The 6,897-nt window shown below is 60.8% G+C and carries 8 protein-coding genes; 5 read left to right on the plus strand and 3 right to left on the minus strand.

From position 1 onward, the window contains the following. The first annotated feature begins 9 nt into the window (after positions 1-9). Positions 10-351 (plus strand): DUF6124 family protein, encoded by a 342-nt coding sequence (locus KGB24_RS23735; protein ID WP_008041212.1) that lies wholly within the window; start codon positions 10-12, stop codon positions 349-351. A gap of 488 nt (positions 352-839) precedes the next feature. Continuing rightward, positions 840-1,991, plus strand: coding sequence for a M14-type cytosolic carboxypeptidase (locus KGB24_RS23740; protein WP_223414397.1), 1,152 nt, complete (start codon positions 840-842; stop codon positions 1,989-1,991). A 39-nt stretch (positions 1,992-2,030) separates the two neighbouring features. Here KGB24_RS23740 and KGB24_RS23745 read toward each other — a convergent pair whose 3' ends face one another. Further along, complete coding sequence (locus KGB24_RS23745) at positions 2,031-2,477, minus strand: winged helix-turn-helix transcriptional regulator (protein ID WP_008031907.1); 447 nt, start codon at positions 2,475-2,477, stop codon at positions 2,031-2,033. Positions 2,478-2,571: 94 nt separating this feature from the next. On the opposite strand from KGB24_RS23745, the gene KGB24_RS23750 reads away from it, so the two are divergent. Continuing rightward, positions 2,572-3,777: an MFS transporter gene (locus KGB24_RS23750; protein ID WP_223414398.1), complete on the plus strand. Its 1,206-nt coding sequence runs from the start codon at positions 2,572-2,574 to the stop codon at positions 3,775-3,777. On the opposite strand, the gene KGB24_RS23755 is transcribed toward KGB24_RS23750, so the two are convergent. Next, on the minus strand, positions 3,774-4,322 hold the full coding sequence (locus KGB24_RS23755; protein WP_223414399.1) for a cytochrome b: 549 nt from the start codon (positions 4,320-4,322) through the stop codon (positions 3,774-3,776). The two genes, KGB24_RS23750 and KGB24_RS23755, sit on opposite strands and share 4 nt — an antisense overlap. Then, entirely contained in the window at positions 4,319-5,404 is a 1,086-nt protein-coding gene (locus KGB24_RS23760) for a catalase family peroxidase (protein ID WP_192229207.1), read from the minus strand. Before KGB24_RS23760 ends, KGB24_RS23755 begins: the two co-directional genes overlap by 4 nt. A gap of 158 nt (positions 5,405-5,562) precedes the next feature. Between KGB24_RS23760 and KGB24_RS23765 the strand changes: the two genes are divergently transcribed. Together KGB24_RS23765 and KGB24_RS23770 are read left to right on the plus strand one after the other, a co-directional pair. After that, positions 5,563-6,069 carry a sigma-70 family RNA polymerase sigma factor gene (locus tag KGB24_RS23765; RefSeq protein WP_032832617.1) on the plus strand — a complete coding sequence of 169 codons (507 nt, stop codon included), beginning with the start codon at positions 5,563-5,565 and terminating at the stop codon, positions 6,067-6,069. Next, positions 6,066-6,818, plus strand: a complete 753-nt coding sequence (locus KGB24_RS23770; protein ID WP_192229206.1) for an anti-sigma factor family protein — start codon at positions 6,066-6,068, stop codon at positions 6,816-6,818. Before KGB24_RS23765 ends, KGB24_RS23770 begins: the two co-directional genes overlap by 4 nt. Positions 6,819-6,897: the final 79 nt, after the last annotated feature.

Genomic DNA, 6,897 nt, shown 5'->3' on the forward strand with positions numbered 1-6,897 from the left:
GCCATCGCCATGACCATCCCCAGCAATGACTTGCCAGACATGCAGATCGACACCTCCCTCACCTCGCCAAAAGGCTCGGCCGCCGCGCAGCGCGCCCTGGACTATTACTTGAAACCAGCTGTGTCCGAAGCGGTGGAAGAGGAGCGTTTTTTTGATGTGAACCGCAATGTCAGCTGCGAGGAAGCACTGGTGCGAGCCTCAGACCTGTTGCGCTGCGCCGCCGCCACGGCGTACGAGTCGGCGAACAATCTGCAGGGCGTGCACCGGGATCTGGCGTTTTCGACGGTGCATATGATCGATATGGCCAAGGCGTTGCTGGACCGATCCCTCGACGGGGATCATCACGCATAAGGCAGGCAGGGATATTTCGCGGGGCGCGGGAAAGAATTTTCCAATCGCGCAGATAAAATCGTTTGACTTGCAAACGAGAATGATTATTATTGCATGCAGCTGGTCGCGAGATCAGTCGATTGTCCAAGCGACCTTAGGTCGGTCTCTTGGACTATCTCCTCATCAGGCTAATCACGGTTTTTGACCCGGCTTTTTGCCGGGTCTTTTTTTTGCCAGTTATTCTGGCTTTACCTTCAGGCTAATGAAGTCTTTGGGTGCTGCAAATTCGATGGCGCGGATAATATCAAAAGAATATCTGTTGGCAAGAGAAGCCCGGCAACATTGGGCCAAACTAATGGTAAATAGCACTTGAGAATCAATCGCACAGTCTCTAAGCTGCGACGGCGTCAAGGAGGACGCCCCCCCTTTTACCCCCGCAATTTCCCCCGGTTTTTCCCTTCCCAGCGTGTAAAGTATCAGCCATAAAAAATCATATTCAGGAATCGATTATGACCGTGGCTAGATCTTCTTTCGACATCAGCGCCAACTTCGACAGCGGCAACATTGAAGTGCTGGACATCAGCAATCCGCTGCAAGCCCTGCTGGCCATCAAGCCAGACACCCGCAGCCAGCATTTTCAGTGGTTTCACTTCAAGGCCAGCGGTTTGCACGTCGGACAGGAACACTGGTTTCGTCTGAACAATGCCAGCAAATCCTCGTACAACAAAGCCTGGGACGGCTATCAGGCAGTGGCGTCCTACGACCACGTCAACTGGTTCCGGGTGCCGACCATCTTCGAAGGCGACTGCCTGCGTTTCAGCCTCGAAGCCACGGCCACCCACGCCTGGTTTGCCTACTTCGAGCCCTACAGCCGTGGCCGCCATGACTGGTTGATCGAACAGACGCTGACCAAGGCCGGCACTGAACTGCTGGCCACCGGCAAGAGTGTCGAAGGTCGTGACATTCAGTTGCTGCGCAAAGGCACCGGCGCCGAAGGCCGGCGCAAGGTCTGGATGATTGCCCAGCAACACCCCGGCGAACACATGGCCGAGTGGTTCATGGAAGGTGTGATCGAACGCCTGGAAAGACACGACGATCCTGTATTGAAAAAACTGTTGGCCAGCGCCGACCTGTATCTGGTGCCGAACATGAACCCGGACGGTGCCTTTCACGGTCACCTGCGCACCAACGCCATGGGTCAGGACCTCAACCGCGCCTGGCAGAGCGCCAGTCAGGAGATCAGTCCGGAAGTGCTGTTCGCTCAGCAACAGATGGAAAAGTACGGCGTCGACCTGTTCCTCGACATCCATGGCGATGAAGAAATCCCCTACGTGTTCACTGCCGGTTGCGAGGGCAACCCAGGCTACACGCCGCGGATCGAAAAACTCGAAGAGCATTTCCGCAGTCATCTGAAACACCTGACCAAGGACTTCCAGACCAAGCACGGCTACACCCGCGACGAGCCGGGCAAAGCCAACATGACCCTGGCGTGCAACAGCGTCGGTCAGAAATTCGACTGCCTGTCGTTGACCCTGGAGATGCCGTTCAAGGACAACAACGACAAACCGGATCCGTTGACTGGCTGGTCCGGCAAGCGTTCGAAGCAACTGGGCAAGGATGTGCTGACGACCGTGGCGGACATGGTCGATACCTTGCGCTGATCCTGCGCAATGGCTGCATGCCAGGCATGCAGCCACGCCTCATTCGGCCGCCACTCGCACACAATCCTCCGGCCCCAGCAATCTCCCGTCCTCGGCGCGCAATTCCAATGGCCGCACCGGTCGACCGTTGTCGCGGTCAACCACCCGCGAGTGCGCCTCCCCATCCTCATAGAAAAACGCCTCGCCCCACTGCCGCAAGCCGATGATCAACGGGAACAGGCCTTTGCCCTTCTCCGTCAGCACGTATTCCTGATACGCGCTGCCATCCGACGCCGGCACCAGATCGAAAATCCCGTGGCTCACCAACGTGCGCAATCGTGCCGAGAGAATGTTCTTCGCCATGCCCAGATTGCGCTGGAACTCACCGAACCGGCGAATGCCGTCGAACGCATCGCGCACGATCAGCAACGACCACCAATCGCCGATGGCATCCAGTGAACGGGCCACCGGGCATTCGGCGCTCTCCATGCTTGTACGCTTGGCCATGCCTGCGCTCTCGAAAACAAATGTGGTTGCAATATAAAACCAGCTTGCTTACCGTACAACTGGTTTTATTTAGAAACCACTTTTGGAGCCCGGCATGAAGCCCACTCACACAACACTCAGCAGCGGCGTCGTGTTGCTGTTCGCCGTCGCCTGCGGACTGGCCGTCGGCAACGTGTACTACGCGCAACCCTTGCTCGATGCGATGGCCGAGGCGTTTGCCATGGACCCCGCCACCATCGGCATCGTCGTCACGCTCACCCAGATCGGTTACGGTGTCGGATTGTTGTTGCTGGTGCCGCTCGGCGATCTGCTGAACCGACGACGCCTGATCGTCACGCAAACCCTGTTGTCGGCGCTGGCGTTGTTGATGATCGCGTTAGCCTCGAACAGCACCTGGCTGTTGCTCGGGATGACGTTGACCGGGTTGTTGGCGGTGGTCACCCAAGTGTTGGTGGCCTACGCCGCGACATTGGCCATCCCGGCGCAGCGCGGGCGTGTGGTCGGCGTGGTCACCAGCGGCATCGTCGTCGGCATTTTGTTGGCCCGGACGGTGGCAGGCGGCATGGCCGACCTGGCCGGCTGGCGCTCGATTTATCTGTTGTCGGCGGGGTTGACCCTGGTGATGGCGTTGCTGCTGTTGCGTGTGCTGCCCAAACACGAGGACACGCAACCGGCCAGTTCCTATGGCGCATTGCTCGGCTCGGTGTTCAGGTTGTTCACGGAAGAACCTGTGTTGCGTCAACGGGCGGTGCTCGCATTACTGACCTTCGCCAGTGCCATGGTGCTGTGGACGCCCATGGTGTTGCCGCTGAGTGCCCCGCCACTGTCGTTATCCCACACGCAAATCGGCTTGTTCGGACTGGCTGGCGCCGCCGGAGCACTGGCCGCCGCGCGTGCCGGGCATTTGGCTGATCGTGGTTTAGGTCAGTGGGTCAGCGGTTTGTCATTGTTGTTGATGCTGGCCTCCTGGCTGCCGATCGCGCTGACTCAATCCTCTTTGTGGGCCTTGTTACTGGGGGTGATCACCCTGGATCTGGGTTTGCAGGCCGTGCACGTGACCAGCCAAAGCATGATCTACAGCGTGCGCCCCGAAGCGCAAAGCCGCCTCACTGCGGGGTACATGCTATTTTACTCGATTGGCAGCGCGCTGGGGTCGATCGGCTCGACGGCGATGTACGCCTGGGCCGGGTGGCTCGGGGTATGCCTGTTGGGTGCGGGGATCAACGCCGTGGCATTGGGTTACTGGTGGCTGACGCTGAAAAGTGGCGCATCCGCCCGATGCGCCACGCAAGCCGGTTAACCGCGGTCCTTGTTGCCCCGCAGCATGCTGTCGAGCACGTCATCACGCCGCACCCAACCGTGAAACAACGCCGCCGCCAGATGCAGCAGCACGGTCAGAAACAGCAGGTATGCCAGATACCCGTGCGCCTTGCGCAGGAACGCAAACACCTGCGCATTCGCCGGCACAATCGACGGCAACTGCAACGAACTGCTGAGCATCACTGGGTCGCCCGCCGCCGAAATCATCGCCCAGCCGAGCAACGGCAGGATCAACATCAAGGCATACAGCAAGACATGCGAAGCCTTGGCCGCCAGCGCTTGCCAGCCCGGCAAGTCTGCCGGCAAAGGAGGTTGCCGGGTGGAAAAGCGCACAGCGAGGCGCACGATCACCAGCAACAGAATGGCGATGCCCAACGGTTTGTGCAGATGGATCAGCCACTCGTGCCGCTCAGACACGGAAGCGACCATGCCCGCGCCGATAAACAGCATGGCAATGATCATCAGCGCCATCAGCCAGTGCAGCAGCCGCGCCAGCGGCGCGAAGTGGTTCGGTTGGTTGCTCATTGTTGAGCCTCCTGTTTGGCGGCGGGCAACTGGCTGACTTCACTGGTGCGGCGCAAGTAGGAACTGGCGTAACCGGCGGAGCGAGCGGCGAGCAACGGGTCGTCGGAACCTTCGATACCGGCGGGCAATACCAGCGGGTCGTAGTTGATGTCCCGGCATTCGCCATTGAGCTGCGGCTGGGTGCTTTCGAGCACCAGCGTGCCGGCATTCACCACTTTGCGACCGTCGGGCCAGGCCTTGCTGGCGTCGTTGACCGGATCACCGGGGTTGGCCAGCGTGATGTTCAACTGCCAACGCAACGGCCCCAAGGCAATCCGTTGAAGCAGGTCTTTCTCGAGGAAATCGCCACCCTCCGGCGCCGTGGCACCTGCCGCGTCCTGCACCAACGGCACCATGCTCCAGCGCACCGCTTGCTTTTGCCCCGCGGCGTTGACCAGGTAAAACGCATTGACGCTGTTATAGGTTTCCGTCACGTAACTGGCGGACGGCTTGGCGGTTTTGATCCAGGCCAGGAACGGCCCGGCTTCCGGGTGCGCCCCAAAGAATGCCGGCACCGCTGCCGGGTTCGGCTTGCCGGTGGCCGGGTCCGGCGACTGGGCCTGCTGCAATTGATAGAACGCCTCGGGTGTACCCACCGGGAACACCGGCATGCTGTTCATCCCGGTGCGCCACTGTTGGCCGTTGGCCTGGGTGAAGCGCAGCGCCAGGCTGCGGATCGGCACGGCGCTGTCCGGCGCGTAAGGGTTGCCGGCCGGCAAGGCAAAACGCCCGACCACCGGGGTCCGCGCCTCGTTGAACACCTGAGCGCTGGAATAGCTGCGCGCCTCGCCACTGCTCTCGAAATGCCCGATCACGCACACGCCTTTGGAGTGATTGCGCCGGAAGCCCGGGTGCACGCCGTTGTTGGTTTCCAGCACGTTGATCAGCTTTTTCGGGGTCAGTCGCTGTGGGTCAAAGGTGCCGTTGACGTAGGCAAATGCCCCGGCCACTGCAGCGACCACCACGGCAATACCGGCCAGACGCAACGTCAGGCTCGCGGCACTCAAAGGGGGCCGGGTGGGCGGTGATGAGCGATCTACCATGAAAGACTCCAGGGCCATCGGCCACAAGTGAGAAGGATCAAGCAGACGAACCCCGCGAACGTTTATTCCATCGTGCGGTATTTATTTTTTCAGGCGTGGAATAACCTTCAGTGCCGGGCGTCTCTCTAGTCCACTGCGTAGTGACTAGCCAGAACTTCATGAACGAGATCGACGAACAACTCAGAGAAATCATTCCCGGATTGCGCCGATTCGCCGTGTCGTTGACGCGCAACCCCAGCAGCGCCGACGATCTGGTGCAGTCGTGCCTGGAGCGGGCGCTGTCGAGTTGGGGCGACAAACGTCCCGAAGGCGACTTGCGCGCCTGGCTGTTTTCGATTCTGTATCGGCAATTTCTCGACGCTCACCGGCGCTCCCGGCGTTATGCGCGGATGCTCGAATTCTTTACCGGACGGGACGATACCCAACCGTCGGTAGAACGCACCGTGATCGCCCAATCGACCCTGCAAGCCTTCGATCAGCTCGGCACCGAACAGCGTGCGCTGCTGCTCTGGGTGTCGGTCGAAGGCCTGAGCTACAAGGAAGTCGCCGAGATTCTCGACGTCCCCGTCGGCACCGTCATGTCGCGCCTGTCCCGCGCCCGCCAGGCCCTGCGCCAACTCAGCGACGGCGAAATCACCCGCCCTTCCCTGCGGAGACTCAAATGATCAGCATGCCCCCGAGCGAGCGTGACCTGCACGCGTATGTGGACCACCAGCTCAATGATGACGACCGACGTCTGGTTGAGACTTTTCTGGCCGGCAACGTGGAAATATCCGCACAGGTTCGCGCCTGGCAGCAGGACGCCCAGCAACTGCGCGCGGCCCTGAGCGGTGCGTTGCAGCAACCCGCCAACCCGGCCCTCGACCCGGCGCTGATTCGCCAACGCCTCAAACGCCAATCACGCCGCCATCTGGCCAGCGCCGCGGTGTTGCTGATTGCCGTGAGCATCGGCGGCTTCAGCGGTTGGAAGGCGCGGGAGATGACCCTCCTCAGCGCGGCGGCGCCGATGGCCGACGCGATGCAGGCTTATCGGCTGTTTGCCCAGCAAGGCATGCTGCCGGCGGATTACAAGGTCAGCGATGACGGCGATATGCAGGGCTGGCTCGACCGCTATTTCACACAGGCCCATCGCTTGCCGGACCTTTCCGGTGCGGGGTTCAAACCGGTCAGCGGGCGCTTGCTCAGCACTGAGCAAGGGCCGGCGGCGATGGTGGTTTATGAAGACCGCAGCGGGCACAAAGTCAGCTTCTACGTGCGCCCGCCGGGTCCGAAGAATTTCCTGCTGCCCAGGGGCAGTCGCAGTGACGGCGGGTTGCAGGCTGAGTACTGGTCCGGCAGCGGTTACAACTACGCGATGGTCAGCCCGAGCGATACGCCGACGGCGCAGATGCTCAAGCAAACCGTGCAGTTCTGAACACCCCTTGTAGGAGCCGGCTTGCTGGCGATGGCGGTGTATCAGTCACCATTGATTTGACTGACACACCGCCATCGCC

Origin of the sequence: Pseudomonas sp. BF-RE-25, from assembly GCF_019956105.1 — a bacterium.
Taxonomy (GTDB): domain Bacteria; phylum Pseudomonadota; class Gammaproteobacteria; order Pseudomonadales; family Pseudomonadaceae; genus Aquipseudomonas; species Aquipseudomonas migulae.

Coding starts and splice junctions, on each gene's coding strand:
- KGB24_RS23735 (WP_008041212.1), top strand. CDS start 10: ATGACCATCCCCAGCAATGACTTGCCAGACATGCAGATCGACACCTCC.
- KGB24_RS23740 (WP_223414397.1), top strand. CDS start 840: ATGACCGTGGCTAGATCTTCTTTCGACATCAGCGCCAACTTCGACAGC.
- KGB24_RS23745 (WP_008031907.1), bottom strand. CDS start 2,477: ATGGCCAAGCGTACAAGCATGGAGAGCGCCGAATGCCCGGTGGCCCGT.
- KGB24_RS23750 (WP_223414398.1), top strand. CDS start 2,572: ATGAAGCCCACTCACACAACACTCAGCAGCGGCGTCGTGTTGCTGTTC.
- KGB24_RS23755 (WP_223414399.1), bottom strand. CDS start 4,322: ATGAGCAACCAACCGAACCACTTCGCGCCGCTGGCGCGGCTGCTGCAC.
- KGB24_RS23760 (WP_192229207.1), bottom strand. CDS start 5,404: ATGGTAGATCGCTCATCACCGCCCACCCGGCCCCCTTTGAGTGCCGCG.
- KGB24_RS23765 (WP_032832617.1), top strand. CDS start 5,563: ATGAACGAGATCGACGAACAACTCAGAGAAATCATTCCCGGATTGCGC.
- KGB24_RS23770 (WP_192229206.1), top strand. CDS start 6,066: ATGATCAGCATGCCCCCGAGCGAGCGTGACCTGCACGCGTATGTGGAC.